This window comes from Halalkalicoccus tibetensis (assembly GCF_037996645.1).
GTDB classification, from domain to species: Archaea; Halobacteriota; Halobacteria; order Halobacteriales; family Halalkalicoccaceae; genus Halalkalicoccus; species Halalkalicoccus tibetensis.
Window position 1 is genome coordinate 70780 of record NZ_JBBMXV010000002.1, and the last position, 13254, is coordinate 84033.

Annotated in this window: 15 protein-coding genes; 7 read left to right on the forward strand and 8 right to left on the reverse strand. The window is 69.1% G+C overall.

The features are described from left to right. Window positions 1–84: 84 nt before the first annotated feature. Window positions 85–909 (forward strand): SDR family oxidoreductase, encoded by an 825-nt coding sequence (locus tag WOA58_RS05605; protein ID WP_340603191.1) that lies wholly within the window; start codon window positions 85–87, stop codon window positions 907–909. After that, the gene (locus tag WOA58_RS05610) at window positions 906–2243 is read left to right on the forward strand and encodes a glycerate kinase type-2 family protein (RefSeq protein ID WP_340603192.1); all 1338 of its coding nucleotides are present in this window, start codon (window positions 906–908) and stop codon (window positions 2241–2243) included. Before WOA58_RS05605 ends, WOA58_RS05610 begins: the two co-directional genes overlap by 4 nt. Here WOA58_RS05610 and WOA58_RS05615 read toward each other — a convergent pair. The 4 genes from WOA58_RS05615 to WOA58_RS05630 all read right to left on the reverse strand — a co-directional run bounded on the left by WOA58_RS05615 (window position 2218) and on the right by WOA58_RS05630 (window position 6469). Continuing rightward, complete coding sequence (locus tag WOA58_RS05615; protein WP_340603193.1) at window positions 2218–3297, reverse strand: aminopeptidase P family protein; 1080 nt, start codon at window positions 3295–3297, stop codon at window positions 2218–2220. The two genes, WOA58_RS05610 and WOA58_RS05615, sit on opposite strands and share 26 nt — an antisense overlap. A gap of 30 nt (window positions 3298–3327) precedes the next feature. Beyond that, on the reverse strand, window positions 3328–4401 hold the full coding sequence (locus WOA58_RS05620; protein WP_340603194.1) for an ArsA family ATPase: 1074 nt from the start codon (window positions 4399–4401) through the stop codon (window positions 3328–3330). Between the two features lie 79 nt (window positions 4402–4480). Next, the gene (locus tag WOA58_RS05625; RefSeq protein ID WP_340603195.1) at window positions 4481–5287 is read right to left on the reverse strand and encodes a ZIP family metal transporter; all 807 of its coding nucleotides are present in this window, start codon (window positions 5285–5287) and stop codon (window positions 4481–4483) included. An 81-nt stretch (window positions 5288–5368) separates the two neighbouring features. Further along, complete coding sequence (locus tag WOA58_RS05630; protein ID WP_340603196.1) at window positions 5369–6469, reverse strand: pyridoxal phosphate-dependent aminotransferase; 1101 nt, start codon at window positions 6467–6469, stop codon at window positions 5369–5371. Window positions 6470–6552: 83 nt separating this feature from the next. On the opposite strand from WOA58_RS05630, the gene WOA58_RS05635 reads away from it, so the two are divergent. Genes WOA58_RS05635 through WOA58_RS05645 form a run of 3 tightly spaced genes read left to right on the forward strand, consistent with a single transcriptional unit; the run spans window position 6553 to window position 7924 of the window. Next, the gene (locus WOA58_RS05635; RefSeq protein WP_340603197.1) at window positions 6553–6906 is read left to right on the forward strand and encodes a nuclear transport factor 2 family protein; all 354 of its coding nucleotides are present in this window, start codon (window positions 6553–6555) and stop codon (window positions 6904–6906) included. Then, the gene (locus WOA58_RS05640; protein ID WP_340603198.1) at window positions 6903–7397 is read left to right on the forward strand and encodes a CinA family protein; all 495 of its coding nucleotides are present in this window, start codon (window positions 6903–6905) and stop codon (window positions 7395–7397) included. The genes WOA58_RS05635 and WOA58_RS05640 overlap by 4 nt, the downstream gene beginning before the upstream one ends. A gap of 38 nt (window positions 7398–7435) precedes the next feature. After that, complete coding sequence (locus WOA58_RS05645) at window positions 7436–7924, forward strand: metal-dependent hydrolase (protein ID WP_340603199.1); 489 nt, start codon at window positions 7436–7438, stop codon at window positions 7922–7924. Between the two features lie 19 nt (window positions 7925–7943). On the opposite strand, the gene WOA58_RS05650 is transcribed toward WOA58_RS05645, so the two are convergent. From WOA58_RS05650 to WOA58_RS05660, 3 genes are all read right to left on the reverse strand, one after another. Continuing rightward, window positions 7944–8696, reverse strand: coding sequence for a PHP-associated domain-containing protein (locus WOA58_RS05650; protein ID WP_340603200.1), 753 nt, complete (start codon window positions 8694–8696; stop codon window positions 7944–7946). A gap of 145 nt (window positions 8697–8841) precedes the next feature. After that, window positions 8842–9279: a transcription elongation factor Spt5 gene (locus WOA58_RS05655; RefSeq protein ID WP_340603201.1), complete on the reverse strand. Its 438-nt coding sequence runs from the start codon at window positions 9277–9279 to the stop codon at window positions 8842–8844. A gap of 1 nt (window position 9280) precedes the next feature. Continuing rightward, entirely contained in the window at window positions 9281–9454 is a 174-nt protein-coding gene (locus WOA58_RS05660; protein ID WP_340603202.1) for a protein translocase SEC61 complex subunit gamma, read from the reverse strand. A 90-nt stretch (window positions 9455–9544) separates the two neighbouring features. Between WOA58_RS05660 and WOA58_RS05665 the strand changes: the two genes are divergently transcribed. Further along, a complete protein-coding gene (locus WOA58_RS05665; protein ID WP_340603203.1) occupies window positions 9545–10936 on the forward strand; it encodes a hypothetical protein in 1392 nt (463 codons plus the stop codon). A 38-nt stretch (window positions 10937–10974) separates the two neighbouring features. Beyond that, window positions 10975–12093, forward strand: a complete 1119-nt coding sequence (locus WOA58_RS05670; protein ID WP_340603204.1) for an iron transporter — start codon at window positions 10975–10977, stop codon at window positions 12091–12093. Here WOA58_RS05670 and ftsZ read toward each other — a convergent pair whose 3' ends face one another. Further along, window positions 12094–13251 (reverse strand): cell division protein FtsZ, encoded by a 1158-nt coding sequence (gene ftsZ, locus WOA58_RS05675; protein ID WP_340603205.1) that lies wholly within the window; start codon window positions 13249–13251, stop codon window positions 12094–12096. Window positions 13252–13254 lie beyond the last annotated feature (3 nt).

The window sequence follows — 13254 nt, forward strand, 5'->3', positions numbered from 1 at the left end:
GGGCAAAAGCGTTCCCCGAGGCCGGGTCGGCGGGGCGAGGATCATGGTACAACAATTAACTCCCCCGCGACCGACGGGTGGATCATGGAGAAGACCGTTTGTATCACGGGCTGTTCGTCGGGGATCGGTCGCGAGACGGCGCGGCAGTTCCGAGAGGAGGAGTGGACGGTGTACGCGACGGCCCGGGACACGGCCGACATCGCGGATCTCGAGTCGATCGGCTGTGAGACCCTCGAGCTCGACGTCACCAACGACGCCCGGGTACAGGCGGTCGTCGAGCGGATCATAGAGGAGACCGGCCGGATCGACTGTCTGGTCAACAACGCGGGCTACGGCCAGCTCGGCCCCGTCGAGGACGTTCCAGTCAGGGACGTCGAGAAACAGTTCGACACCAACGTCTACGGTCCCCACCGCTTGGTTCGGGAGGTCCTCCCGTACATGCGCGAGCAGGGAGACGGCACGATCGTCAACGTCTCCAGCCTGGCGGGGCGCGTCGCGTTCCCCGGCGGCGGGGTCTACTGCGGGTCGAAGGCCGCCCTCGAGTCGATGACCGACTCCCTGCGGGTGGAGGCGAGCCGCTTCGGCGTCGACGTCGTGCTGGTCGAGCCCGGCCCGGTGAAGTCGAACTTCTCGAACCGGGCGACCGACTCCGCGGACGACGTTCCGCGCTCCGAGGAGTACAGCGACATCTACGGCGTGATCGACGACACGAGCGCGATCGGCGGGGACGGCCCCGGCGCGATCGAGCCCGGCGAGGTCGCCGACTGGATCGTCCACGCCGCGAGCGCGACCCGCCCCAACGCCCGCTACCCCGTCGGGAAGGTCGCGAAGGTCGGCTCGCTCGCCCGCCTGCTGCCCGACTCGCTTCGGGACACGGCGTTCAAGCTCGCGCTGAAGATCGTCGGATGATCCGCGGGCGCGAGGAGCTGGGGGGAACGCCCGAACGCGAGCTCGCGCTCGACTGCGTCGAGGCCGGGATCGAGGCCGCGGACCCCGAGCGGGCGATCGCCGAGAGCGTCTCGCTCGACGGCGATCGTCTGAGCATCGGCGAGGCGAGCTACGATCTCTCGACCTACGAGGAGCTGGTCGTCCTCGGCGGCGGCAACGCGGGCGGCCGGATGGCGAGCGCGATCGAGGGGGTTCTCGGCGAGCGGATCGCGAAGGGCCGGGTCGTTACCGACGCGCCCGAGGAGACGGGGGCGATCGAGGTGCTGCCGGGCGATCACCCCGTCCCCTCCGAGCGCGGCGTCGAGTCGACCCGCGCGATGCTCGAACTCGCGGACGAGGCGGGCGAGGGGACGCTCGCGATCGTGTTGATCTCCGGGGGCGGCAGCGCGCTCATGCCCGCGCCCGCCGAGGGCGTCTCGCTTTCCGCGCTCCAGGAGGCCACCGAGGCGCTGCTCGCGAGCGGGGCCGAGATAGGCGAGATCAACGCCGTCCGCAAGCACTGCTCGGCGTTCAAGGGCGGGGGACTGGCACGCCGGGCCGCTCCCGCCACCGTCGTCTCGCTGATCGTCAGCGACGTGATCGGCAACGACCTCAGCACGATCGCGAGCGGCCCGACCGCCCCCGACGCGACGACCTTTGCCGAGGCCAGCGAGGTGCTCTCGCGCTACGGGATCGACCCGCCCGAAGAAATCGCAGAGCGGCTCGAACGCGGCGCGAACGGGGATGTCGCGGAGACGCCCGACGCCGACGATCCGGCCTTCGATCGGGTGGACAACCACGTGGTCGCCGACGGCTTCACCGCGCTCGAGGCCGTCCGCGATCTCTCGCGCGAGCGGGGCTACGAACCGCTGATCCTCTCCTCCAGCGTGCGCGGCGAGGCCCGCGAGGCCGCGAAGACCCACGTCGCGGTCACCGAGGAGGTGCGGAGATCGGGCAACCCGGTCGAACCCCCGGCGGTGATCTGCTCGGGCGGCGAGACGACCGTCACCCTTCGAGGGGACGGCACCGGCGGCCCGAACCAGGAGTTCGCGCTCTCGGCGGCGCTAGAGCTCGATTCCCACACTGCGCTCGCCAGCGTCGACACCGACGGGATCGACGGCGCGAGCGATGCGGCGGGCGCGGTGGTCGATAGCGAAACGGTCCCGGATCCCGAGCCCGCGCGGGCCGCCCTCGCCGAGAACGACGTCTATCCCTATCTCGACGAGCAGGGAGCGATCATCGAGACCGGGCCGACGGGGACGAACGTCAACGACCTGCGGGTGCTCGTCGTCACGGGCCCCGGTTCGAGTCGTTGAGCCGTTCACAGCCCGTTTCGGTGACGACCACCAGGTCCTCGATCCGCACGCCGAACTCGCCCTCCAGATAGATTCCCGGCTCGACGCTGAAGACCATCCCCTCCTCGAGCTCTCGAGTGTTCCCGGCGACGATGTACGGCGGCTCGTGGACCTCGATGCCGACCCCGTGGCCCGTTCTGTGCGTGAACCGCTCGCCGTAGCCCGCGTCTTCGATCACGTCCCTTGCAGCGCGGTCGACCGCTTCCGCCGGAACGCCGGGTTCGACCCGCTCGACGGCCGCCCCCTGGGCCTCGCGGACGACCTCGTGAATCTCCTCGAACCCCTCGGACGGCTCGCCCCCGAAAACGATAGTTCGGGTCTGGTCGCTCGGATACCCATCGAAGCGGGTCCCGAAGTCGAGCACCACGGGGTCGCCAGTCCCGATCTCCCGGTCGCCGTGGCGGTGGTGCGGGCGCGCGCCGTTCTCCCCGGCGGCGACGATCGTCTCGAAGGACGGCCCTTCGCCGCCCAGATCGGCCAATCGGGAATCGATCTCGCGGGCGAGCTCGCGTTCGGTCATTCCGACCGCGTCGAGCCCTCTGACCTCCTCGCTCACCCGGTCGGCCAGCGCGCTCGCCTCTCGGATGGCGTCGATCTCCGCCCCGTCCTTCTTCACTCGAAGGTCCGCCAGCACCTCGCTCGCCAGCCCGAACTCGGCGTCCGTCACAGCCTGAAGGTCCTGGGTGAAGCGCGCCCACAGCCGGTCATCGACGAGCAGTCGGTCGGGGTCGATCCTTCCGAGAATCTCGCCGATATACGCGCGTGGGTCCTCGCCGTCGTCCCAGAGCCGAACGTCCGAGACGTGGGTGTCGGCGAGCTGGTCGTCGTACATCGTCGGCGCGAGGAAGACGGGCTCGCCCTCGCGGGGAACGAACAACAGGAGGTGGCGCTCCATCGGCTCGTCGCGGAATCCGGTGAGATACTGGAGGTTCGGCCCCGGGAAGAGCACGAGACACTCGCCCTCGGAGAGGGCTTCCTGGCAGGTCCGGGTTCGCCCCTCGTGATCGGCGTCCATGTCGGGGGATCGGCCGGGGATGGGATAAAGTCAGTCGAGACAGGCCGCGACGAGCTCGAGCATCCGTTCGCCCCGGACCTCGTCGGCAAAGAGCGGCACGCGTTTGACGTCGTGGCCGTGAAAGACCTCCTGCGAGCGGGTCAGCGCGCCCTGCTGGACCTTCCAGCGCCGTTTGCAGAACTCGCAGTTCTCGACGTCCGGCGAGACGAAGTCCTCGGGGTCGCCGCCGGCGACCTGTGCGAAGTCCTCCATCACCCGGTTGACGACCACCGTGGAAACGGGGATCTCGAACCCCTCGAGCCGGGCGATCAGCCGCTTGGACTCGACGACGCTCATCTCCTCGGGGACCATCACGACTCGGAAGTCGGTCTTTTCGGGATCACGGAGGGTCGCCCGCAGGTGCTCGATCTTCTCCCGGAGCTCGTCGAGGTCCGCGTGCCCCCCTTCGACGGGGTCCTCGCCGCCGAACATCCCCTTCATCCCCTCGGCCATGCCCTGCATCCGCTGGCGGAACTGCATGAGCCGCCCGAGCATCGAGTCCATGACTTCCGGTAGCTCGAGCAGCCGGAGGGTGTGGCCCGTCGGCGCGGTGTCGATCACGACCCGGTCGAAGCGGTCGTCGTCGAGATACTGGAGCAGCTGGCGCATCGCGGCGGCCTCGTCGGCGCCGGGCATCGACCCGCCCGACAACAGGTCGCCCAGCCCGCCCTCGCCGTCCCCCGGGCCGCCACCCGCTCCGCCCGCGCCGCCGAACATCCCCTCGAGCCCGCCAAGCGGGTTCTCGCCGCCGAGCATCCCCTCGTCCATCGCCTCGTCGGGATCGATCTCGGCGGCGAACAGCGGGAACCCCTCGCGGATCCGCGTCGGCTCGCCCGGTATCTCCGTCTCGAGGGTGTCCGAGAGCGAGTGGGCGGGGTCGGTCGAGACCACCAGGGTAGGAGTGCCGTCGCGCGCGCTCGCGAGCGCGGTCGCGGCGGCCATCGTCGTCTTCCCCACGCCGCCCTTCCCGCCGTACAGAACGTACTCCGGGGCGTCGACGCCCGAGGGAACCGAGACGTCCACGTCCTCGATCTCCTCGACGGGTTCGACGTCTACTTCGGCCATACGTCGATGTGCTCGCCGAACCCCGTGTACCCGTCGGTCCTGCCCGACGATCCCCCGACCGGGTCTCGTCGAGGCCGCCTCAGCCCGTCAGCCATATCACTGGGAGCATGAGTGCCACCCCCAAGAGGATCCCGGCGAGCAGCTCACTCCGACCACCGTCGACGAGGCCGGCGCCGTGGCCGTGTTCGAGCGCGTCCGGGAAGAGGTCGTGCAGGACGAGGTAGATCATCGCGCCCGCGGCGAGGCCGAAGCCGAAGGGGAGGAACTCGCGTGCCCGGGTGACGAACACGTACGCGACCGCGGCGCCCAGCGGCTGTGGGAGGCTCGAGAAGACGGCCCACCCGAAGATCCGCCGGTTCGGCACGCCGAAGGTCTTGAGCGGGATCGCGACCGCCAGCCCCTCGGGAACGTTCTGGGCGGAGACCGCGACGGTGATGAACACCGCCAGTGCCGGGACGGCGAGCCCGCCGATCACGAGGTCGCCGTCGACGCCGAGGTCGGCGAACGCCACGCCGAGGGCGACCCCCTCCGGGAAGCTGTGGACGGTGAGGACGCCGACGATGAGGACGAGCTTCCCGAAATCGGCCTCCGCCATCTCGCGCGGGGCGAACTCGTGGCCGGCGATCAGGCGACCCGCCACGACGACCAGGAGCACGCCGACGAGCAGCCCCGCGCCCACCTCCGCGAGCGTGCCCTCGGCGAGCCCCTCGAAGACGAACCCGAACACGGAGGCGAACAGCATCACGCCGCCGGCGAACCCCCACGCGACGACCGTGAGGCGGTCGCTGATCTCGTCGACGAAGAAGAACGGCAGCGTCCCGAGGCCACAGACGAGCGCCGTGAACACCCCCGCGGCCACCACGAAACCGAGCTCCACGCCGACCATCAGGACCCACAACCACTCACGGCCGCAAAAAGCCTGTCCTCAAACCGCTGGCGGGCCACTCGACGGCGCTCGCTCCGGCGCTCAGTTGAAAAAGCTCGCGAGCCTGTCCGCGGCCTCCTGTGCACGCGGCGTGACCAGCGCGAAGCGCAGCCAGTCCTCCCGCGACTCGCCGAAGGCGTCGCCGGGCATCCCCGCGACGCCGGCCTCGTCGATCAGGCGCTCGACGTTCTCCATGGTGCCCGGGAAGCCGTCGAACCGCGCCAGCACGTAGAACGCGCCGTCCGGGCGGGTGTACTCGGCGCCCGCGGCGTCGAGCGCGTCGGTGAAGGCGTCGATCCGTTCTTCGAGCATCGCCCTGTTAGCCTCGTAGTAGTCGGGATCGGTCTCGCGGAGCGCCCTCAGAACCGCGTGCTGGGCGGGCCGCGAGCCGGCGACGTTGACGAGCATGTGACGGGTCCGGGCGGGCTCGGCGAGCTCCGGCGGGAGCACCGTATAGCCGACCCGGAGGCCCGTGATCGCCATCGACTTCGAGAAGCCCGTCGTGACCGCCCGGTGCTCTGAGTCCACCGAGAGCGCGCTCGCGAAGCGCCCCGAGTGATCGAAGTGGTCGTAGACCTCGTCGCTGACGAGGATCGCGTCGCACTCCTCGGCGATCTCGACGAGCGCTTCTACCGTGTCCTCGCCGTAGACCGCCCCCGTCGGGTTGTTCGGCGAGTTGACGACGATCGCGGCGGTGTCCTCGTTCGCGCGCTCGCGGACGGCGTCGGGATCGAGCCGGCCGTCCTCTTCGACGGGGGCGTAGACCGGCTCGCCGCCGAGCATCCCGGTCTTGCCGGGGTAGTAGGGGTAGACCGGGTCCGTGAGAACCACCTCCTCGCCCGCGTCGCGGTCGAGGGCCGCGGCCATCGCGAGGTAGTTCGCCTCGCCGGTGCCGTTGGTGACGATCACCGACTCGATCGGTACGTTCCGCCGGGACGCGATCTCCTCGCGGAGCTCACGAAGCCCGTCGCTCGGGGGGTACTGGTACTCGGAGACCGGGAGGTCGGCGTACTCGCGCAGCCCCTCGCGGAGCGCCTCGGGGGGCTCCCAGTCGGGGTTGCCGCTGACCATGTCGATCACGTCCCGATCGGCCCGCTCGGCGTACTGCATCACCCGGAAGAAGAGCGGCTTCTCGTAGTCCATACTCCCCCTCGGAAGCGACCTCCCCTCCCTCTTTCGGAGTCGGCGGGGCCGACCATTATGGTATACGGGCGACTACCCCGACCATGAGCGCGAACGAGGAGGCGATCCGCGACTACTACGAGTACGTCGACAGCGAGGCCTACGAGGAGCTGTTCGAGCTCTTCTCCGAGGACGTCGTCTACCACCGACCCGGCCAGGAGCCCATCGAGGGGATGAACGACTTCGAGGAGTTCTACCGCGAGATACGGGCGATCGAGCGGGGTACCCACACCGTCCTCGATCTCACCATCGACGACGACACGATCGCGGTACGGGGCCGCTTTACGGGCGTCCTGGAGGGCCAGCAGGTCGACTTCGGCTTCGCCGACGTCCACCGGTTCGACGACGAGGGACTGATCGAGGAGCGCTGGACCTACACCGACACGGGGCGGGTATGAGCGACCCGATCGAGGAGCGCGTCGGGGAGGCGTTGCGCGAGGGCGGAGCGACGGTCGCGACCGCCGAGTCCTGTACCGGCGGGCTGATCTGCTCGCTGCTGACCGACGTCCCCGGATCGAGCGACTACGTCGATCGGGGGCTGGTCACCTACGCCTACGACGCCAAACGCGAGGTGCTCGGGGTCTCGCGGGAGGCGCTCGACGAACACGGCGCGGTCAGCGAGCCCGTCGCCCGCGAGATGGCCCGCGGGGCGCGCGACACGGCCGACGTCACCTGGGGGCTCGCCACGACGGGGATCGCCGGCCCCACCGGCGGCAGCGAGGAGAACCCCGTCGGAACCGTTTATATAGGCATTGCCCACGCCGCGCCCTGGGGTTCCGGGGACTCCTACGCGACCGTCTCGCGCTACGAGTTCGACGGCTCCCGAACCGAGATCAAGGGAAGGATCGCCCGGCAGGCGCTCAAGGACCTCCACGACGCGATCGTCTGACGCAACCGTTATTTGCGTGCCGCGTTTATATCAGATGGGTGAACAAACGCGGGCACGTGCTGAACGCGGCGCTGCTGGCGATCGGGCTGGGGGTGTTGGTCCGGCCCGTCCCCGACGTCGGGACGGCCCTGATCGTCGCCGAGCTGTTCGTCCCGATCGTTCTCGGGGCGCTCTTTCCCGACGTCGACACCGCGTTCGGGCGCCATCGCAAGACGCTGCACAACCTGCCCGTTCTGGCCGTCTTTCTCGCCTACCCGATCCACTTCGGGAACCTCCAGTGGGTCTGGATCGGCGTGCTCAGCCACTATCTGCTCGACGTCTTCGGGAGCCGACGCGGGATCGCACTGTTCTACCCCCTCTGGAGCCGGGAGTTCGGCTTTCCCTTCGGGGTCCCCGTCAGGAGCCGGTGGTCCCCGGTCGTGACCCTCCTCGTGACCGCCGTCGAGCTCGCGGCCGCCGCCGCCGTGATCTACTGGCTCCCGCCGACGATGGCGGAAAGCGCGTTGGCGCTGCTGGGTGCTCGCTGATCCGAACGACCTTATCGATTCAGTAGACCGCGCCGTCGTCGAACCGCCCCCCGTAGGCCGGGTGGCGCGGATGGGTGTCCTCCGTTCCCGAGAGGACGAGGCGATCGACCTTCTCGACGGAGTTCTCCCAGAACAGGTGGGCGAACTCCGTCCGACGGCGCAGTTCGTGGGTCCACCCCGAGCGGTGGAACACCCGTCGGGGCGCGCCGGAGCGAAGCGCCCCGTGGAGCTCGCCCGCCGAGTCGACGCTCCCCTCGAACTCCGTCCAGACCTCGCCGACGGTCGGCGCGAGGTGAGCGTACGAGGAACCGAACGCCGGGAGGCCGGTCCCGCGGGCGACCTCACGGGCGCGGCGGTTGTGTTTCCCGAGGTGTTTGGGGTTGTAGACCTCGACGCCGTCGAACAGTTCGGGACGGCGGTTGAGGTCGACGACGTCGAGGCTCACGCTCGCGAACTCGGGGTGGGGCGCGAGGACGACCGCGTCCTGGCGGTCGAGCTCCGAGAGGGTGGCCTCGAGGGTGAGGAAGTCGGGAACCGGTTCGTCGAGGTCGAGCGCGAGGACGTGCTTTCGGTTCCTCCAGGAACCGGTGAACAGCTCGCGAGCCGGGACCACGAGGAGGTCGTCGTCGCTGAAGCGCGCCGCGCGCTCGCGGATCTCCGGCAGCCGGGTGAAATGCGGGGCGTAGACGAGGACGTCGATGCCGCGTTCCTTCGCCCGGCGGGCGACCTGCTCGTCGAGGATCTTCACGTGAGGATCGACGCGGGTCGACATGGTGGGAGCTTCGCGGAGGGCGGGTTTGCGAGTTGTGGTTCGCGTGAACGGCCCCGTATGCGGTCTCGTAACTACGGCACTCGCGCGTTCTTCGGAGTTCCCTCACGGCGGCGAAGCCGCTGCTCGCATGGTCCGAGGAACGCTGTCAGCGTTCGTCGCTATCGAGCACGCGGATCTGGTCGCCCCGAACGGTCACCGGGATCGGGACGGTCGCCTCGTAGAGCTCGACGGTGACCTGGTCCTTGCCCTCGTCGATGCGTTGGACCTGGGCCTTCTCGCCCTTGAACGGGCCGGCGATCAGCTCGACGATGTCGCCCTCGGCGATCCCCTCGACGTCCGGTTTCGGGCTGAGGAAGTGCTCGACCTCGGTGATCGAGCTCTCGCCGGGGACGATCGAGCGGGCGTGGGGGATCTCGTCGAGGACGCGCTCGATGATCGCGTGGTCGTCGGCCTCGACCATCACGTAGCTGGTCAGCGAGTCGGGCGCCAGCGCCGCGTGGATCTCGGGCTCCTCGCGGTTCATGATCATGTCGGCGACGGTGCGCTCCTGGCTCGCCGTGGTCTTGACGGCGTAGATCGACATCTCAGAGACCCCCGGGGAGGTAGCTCATGATCACGAACATGAAGAAGCCGAGCATACCCACGAGGAAGACCCCCGCACCGGCGATCAGCGCGACGCGGGAGAACTCCTCCCATTCTGGTGTGGTGGCGAACTTCAGGACCCGGACGTAGGAGTTGAGATCGGTCGGGATGTTCATAGGTGCCGGCGATAGGGGAGGTGGGGTTTTCTATCTATTGGTCAGGGGCTGAGCGATAGGTAGAGAACCCCCCGGGACCCACGTCCGACAATGAACGGACGGAGGCGTGGGCTGGCGATCGCCGCGTTCGCGGCGGCGCTTCTGCTGATCGCATCCGACACCGTCGCCGCGAGCAACGTCGCGACCGGCCTCCAGGACGAGGGCCGGGACCTTCAGGTGCCGACGTGGCTGTATCTCTTCACCGGCGGCGCCGCCGTCGGCGCCTCGGGCCTGCTCGCGATGTTCGTCACCGACCGCCGGCTGATCGAGTCCCTCCACGCCTGGCGGCGCTCGGCGGCCGTCGGCGAGCCCATCACACGGCCGCTCGGCTACGTCATCGGGGCGCTCACGGTTGTCGGCCTCGTGTTCGTCGTCTACGTCGGGTTCACGGGCCCGAGCGTCGCGAACGCCAACCTCGCCGTCCTCGCCGTCTTCGTCGGCGGGCGGGCCGGCCTCGTCATGGTTTCGTACCTGCTGGTGAACCCCTGGCCCGCCGTCGATCCGTGGCGCGCTCTCTCTCGAGTCCTCCCGTCGGGCTTTCTCGAGTACCGCGACCGATGGGGCGTCTGGCCCGCCGTCTGTGGCCTGCTGGCGATCATCTGGGTCGAGATCGTCTTCCCCGTCAACACCGCCCCCCGGACCCTGGCGGTCGCGGTCCTCGCCTACAGCGCCTCCACGCTCGCGGGCGCGGTCCTGTTCTCCCCCTCGACCTGGTTTCGCTATGGCGATCCGCTGGGCGTGCTCTTTCGGTACTACGGGGCGGTCGCGCCGATCCAGCGCACCGACGAGGGGGTCGAGCTCGTCCTTCCGGGCGCGAAGCTCCGCGAATCCGACGCCATCGACGGGCTGAGTGGGGTGGCGTTCGTCGTCCTGCTGGTCTGGGAGCTCACCTACAGCGGTTTCATCGTCGTCCCCGCCGGGATCGCGACCGTCGAGTTCGTCGTCGGCTTCGGGGTCCCGCCGCTCGCGACCTACGCGCTGTTGTTGCTCGCGGGTTACGGCCTCTTCGTCGGGGGCTACTGGCTCGCGACCCGTTACGCGAAACGCCTCGCGGAGACGTACGTCACCGACGAGCACCTCGCGATCCGCTTCGCGCCGCCGCTGCTGGGGATCGCCGCGGGCTACCATCTCGCCCACTACTTCACGTTCTTCGTCTCCCTGCTCCCCTCGTTCGTGCTGACCCTCGGCTCCCCGCTCTCGCCGCCGCTGCCGCCGCTGACGCTCGTGCTGCCGGGCTGGTTCGGCTATCTCGACGTGACCTTCATCCTCGTGGGTCACCTGCTCGCGATCTGGGCGGCCCACGCCGCGTCCTTCGCGATCTTCCCGAGCCGGCTGCAGGCGATCCGCAGCCAGTACCCCTTCGTGATCGTGATGATCCTCTATACGATGATCAGCCTCTGGATCATCTCGCTTCCCACCGCGGAACCCGTCTTCGTGAGCTGAACCAGAAGCCGTAATAACGCGACTCCCCGAGGGCCGACATGCACCGTCGCGGCTTTCTGCAGGCCGGCGCCCTCCTCGCGTCCGCCGGACTGGCGGGCTGTACCGGCGTCTTCGAGACCCAGTCGGCCTGGCGCGACCCGCCGATCGTCGAGGACCGCCCCGAGGCCGCCTACATCCCCGCCTCGATCGAGGAGATGGGGATGTATGGGGTCAGGGAGGTCGAGGAATACGCCGTCGCGCTCTCCTACACCTACCCACACCGGTTCTGGACGATCACCGGCACCGAGACCAACATGGTCGACATCGCGGACGACGACTCGCTGCACCTGATGGCGAGCGTCTGGGAGACCGAATCGGAGACGGTCGTCCCCGCCGACGTCCACATGACCGTCGAGGGCGAGGGCGAGACCCCCTACGCGCGCCAGCTCTGGCCGATGCTCTCGCAGCGAATGGGGTTTCACTACGGCGACAACCTCGCGATGCCGGGGGAGGGCGAGTACACCGCGACCCTTCGGATCAACCCCGCTGACGCCCGCACCGCCGGGGAGTTCGAGGGACTGTTCGAGGAGCCACGCACCGTCGAGTTCGACTTTGCGTTCGACACCGACACGGTCTACGACCTCGGGTTCGACCTCATCGACGAGGACGAGCGGGGTCGGCGCGGCGAGCTCGACCTCATGGAGCACGACGAGATGGTCCATCACGGCGGCGAGGGCGGCGACCACGACGACCACGACGATCACGACCACGGGGACCACGGCCACATGCCCCATCCGACGGTCCCGTCCGCCGAGGAGCTCCCCGGGGAGGTCGTCGGGACCGACAGGAGCGGCGACGCCGAGGTCGTCGTCGCCGCGCTCGAGGAGGAGCGCTTCGATGGGGAGTACCTCGCCGTCTCGCCGCGGACGCCCTACAACAGCGTCATGCTGCCGCTGATGGCGCTGTCGGCGACCGTTACGCGCGACGGCGAGACGGTCTTCGAGGACTCGCTCGCGGGGACGCTCGACCCGGAGCTGGGGTTTCACTACGGCGCGGCGATCGGGCTGGAGGAGGGCGACGAGCTGCGGGTAGAAGTCGAGTCGGTGCCACAGATCTCGCGCCACGACGGCTACGAGACGGCGTTCATGGAGATGCCCGCCCTCGAGTTCGAGTACTGATTACTCGACGTAGTCGATGTCCTGGAGCTGGCCACTGGAGGACGTCTCCTTCTGGTCCTCCTCGCGGCCGTAGATCTGCGGGGAGTCGACGCCCGTGACGACGATCATCGTCCGCATCGAGCCCTCGAGCTCCTCGTCGACGGAGGTCCCCCAGATGATGCGTGCATCGGGGTCGATCCGCTCGTAGATCTCCTCGACGACGCCCTCGGCCTCCTCGATGCTCATGTCGTTGCCGCCGGTGACGTTGACCAGCGCGGAGTTCGCCCCCGAGATGTCGACGTCGAGCAGGGGGGAGCGAAGCGCCGACTTCACCGAGTCCTTGGCCTTCGACTCGGAATCGCTCTCGCCCAGGCCGATCATGGCGACGCCGCCCTTCTCCATGACGGTACGAACGTCCGCGAAGTCGAGGTTCACTAGACCAGGTTTGGTGATCAGCTCGGTGATGCCCTTGACCGAGCGCATGAGCACCTCGTCGGCGACCTTGAACGCCTGGCGCACGGGCAGCTTGCCGACGGCGTCGAGCAGGCGGTCGTTGGGGACGACGATCACGGTGTCGGCGACGTCACGGAGCCGTTCGAGGCCGGCCTCGGCGTTCGTTCTCCTGACTTCGCCCTCCGCGGTGAACGGCGTGGTGACGATGGCGATGGTGAGCGCGCCCGACTCGCGGGCGGCCTTCGCGACCACCGGCGCGGAGCCGGTGCCGGTGCCGCCGCCCAGGCCCGCGGTCACGAACACCATGTCCGAGCCCTGGATCGCGTCGTTGACCTCGTCCTCGCTTTCCAGCGCCGCCTCCTCGCCGACTTGCGGGAGCGAGCCCGCCCCGCGGCCGCGGGTCTTCTGCTCGCCCAGCAGGATCTTGGTGTCGGCCTCGATCTCCACGAGGTGCTGGACGTCGGTGTTCGCGGCGACCAGCTTCGCGCCGTGGATACCCTCCTCCTCCATCCGGTTGACCGTGTTGCCGCCGGCACCGCCACAACCGACCACCGTGATGTTGGTCTGGAGGTCCTCCAGGACGTCGCGCAGCTCCTCGTCGGTCATCTGCCCCGACTGGCTGACCTCGGGAGCGACGCCGTCGTCGTCACCGCCGCCGTCGTCCGGTCCTGCCGCCGCCTGCTCCTCCTCGTCGTCTTCGACGGCGTTCTGAATGATCGAATCCATGTC

Coding starts and splice junctions, on each gene's coding strand:
- WOA58_RS05660 (WP_340603202.1), bottom strand. CDS start 9,454: ATGAACATCCCGACCGATCTCAACTCCTACGTCCGGGTCCTGAAGTTC.
- WOA58_RS05620 (WP_340603194.1), bottom strand. CDS start 4,401: ATGGCCGAAGTAGACGTCGAACCCGTCGAGGAGATCGAGGACGTGGAC.
- WOA58_RS05640 (WP_340603198.1), top strand. CDS start 6,903: ATGAGCGACCCGATCGAGGAGCGCGTCGGGGAGGCGTTGCGCGAGGGC.
- WOA58_RS05635 (WP_340603197.1), top strand. CDS start 6,553: ATGAGCGCGAACGAGGAGGCGATCCGCGACTACTACGAGTACGTCGAC.
- WOA58_RS05655 (WP_340603201.1), bottom strand. CDS start 9,279: ATGTCGATCTACGCCGTCAAGACCACGGCGAGCCAGGAGCGCACCGTC.
- WOA58_RS05610 (WP_340603192.1), top strand. CDS start 906: ATGATCCGCGGGCGCGAGGAGCTGGGGGGAACGCCCGAACGCGAGCTC.
- ftsZ (WP_340603205.1), bottom strand. CDS start 13,251: ATGGATTCGATCATTCAGAACGCCGTCGAAGACGACGAGGAGGAGCAG.
- WOA58_RS05625 (WP_340603195.1), bottom strand. CDS start 5,287: ATGGTCGGCGTGGAGCTCGGTTTCGTGGTGGCCGCGGGGGTGTTCACG.
- WOA58_RS05665 (WP_340603203.1), top strand. CDS start 9,545: ATGAACGGACGGAGGCGTGGGCTGGCGATCGCCGCGTTCGCGGCGGCG.
- WOA58_RS05630 (WP_340603196.1), bottom strand. CDS start 6,469: ATGGACTACGAGAAGCCGCTCTTCTTCCGGGTGATGCAGTACGCCGAG.
- WOA58_RS05615 (WP_340603193.1), bottom strand. CDS start 3,297: ATGGACGCCGATCACGAGGGGCGAACCCGGACCTGCCAGGAAGCCCTC.
- WOA58_RS05605 (WP_340603191.1), top strand. CDS start 85: ATGGAGAAGACCGTTTGTATCACGGGCTGTTCGTCGGGGATCGGTCGC.
- WOA58_RS05670 (WP_340603204.1), top strand. CDS start 10,975: ATGCACCGTCGCGGCTTTCTGCAGGCCGGCGCCCTCCTCGCGTCCGCC.
- WOA58_RS05650 (WP_340603200.1), bottom strand. CDS start 8,696: ATGTCGACCCGCGTCGATCCTCACGTGAAGATCCTCGACGAGCAGGTC.